The sequence below is a fragment of the Sphingomonas sp. Leaf339 genome (genome assembly GCF_001426195.1).
Taxonomy (GTDB): Bacteria; Pseudomonadota; Alphaproteobacteria; order Sphingomonadales; family Sphingomonadaceae; genus Sphingomonas.
The window spans coordinates 1-1051 of the sequence record NZ_LMRS01000024.1 but is presented as its reverse complement, the minus strand read 5'-3'; the positions used below and the strand labels follow the sequence as shown (position 1 = coordinate 1051).

The following is a 1051-nucleotide window of genomic DNA, read 5'->3' as shown; positions in this document are numbered from 1 at the left end:
CACACTGGCTGAGTGGCACAACCTTGCGAGCTATGTCGCCAGCATGAAAGACCGACGTGCATCGTGTGGACAACGGCTCGCGTTCGACTGACAGCACCGATCGTTATCATCGTGACGTGGGTGTGGTTCGGCTTCAAGCATACTGTCGCAGGTCATCTGGCATTATTCCTCGTCGGCATATCCACGCTCGTCGTTTGTCTCATCGCGCTGTGGGAAGTCGGCAAGAACACCCCCTCTCCCTGTGTAAGGGGTCAGTTCCATGGGAGAGAGATATGAGTGACGCAGACAGTCCTGCCGTGTAATCTGCGCCGATGACTCAGGAAGAACAAAGCGCCCTTGCATCAACGATTGCCGCGCATGAGAGTATATTGTCCGTCTTGCTAGCCGAGTACCTCTCAAGGTCGACGGCCGCGCAACGATTGGAAATGGTTACGACCATGACCGAACCAAAGGGTCTGGGAACAGCGATTAATCTGACCGATGATCTGGATATGGCAGACAGGATCGCCGCCCTTTTGATCGGCCATAAAGAGGCAGTCATTAGGTTACTAAACTCAGCGATCTCAAAGCTTCCAAAGGGATAAGCATACGTGAGGGCTCTGTCAGAGGTAATGCACCGGTTGGTAATCAGGGGCGGGTAGGGGGCTCATATGCCCCGCGCCCGCAAGCCAGCATCGCCGTTTTGGTACTTCAACTCTTCGCCTGAGGTGATCCGGTTGGTTGCGCTGATGTACGTCCGGTTTCCGCTGTCTCTCCGCAATTTGGAGGACCTGCTGTTCGAGCGCGGCATCGACATCTGCCACGAGACGGTGCGGCTGTGGTGGAACAGGTTCGGTCCCATGTCCGCAGGCGAGGTGCGCCGTCAGCGGGTGAGCCGCATGCGGGGCTTCCGTCACTGGCGCTGGCATCTCGACGAGATGTACGTGAAGCTGAATGGCGAGATGGTTGATCTTCCCTCGGTTTGGCGGACACCGATGATAGGCTTTGCGGAGTCAGGAGGTGTATGATGGCGAGTACGACGAAGCGTCGGTTCACGGACGAGTTCAAGCGG

1 protein-coding gene is annotated in these 1051 nt (G+C 56.8%); it reads left to right on the top strand.

The window, feature by feature from the left end; genetic code table 11:
• Window positions 1-650 precede the first annotated feature (650 nt).
• On the top strand, window positions 651-1007 hold the full coding sequence (locus tag ASG67_RS19850) for a hypothetical protein (RefSeq protein WP_414887613.1): 357 nt from the start codon (window positions 651-653) through the stop codon (window positions 1005-1007).
• The last annotated feature ends 44 nt before the right edge of the window (window positions 1008-1051 follow it).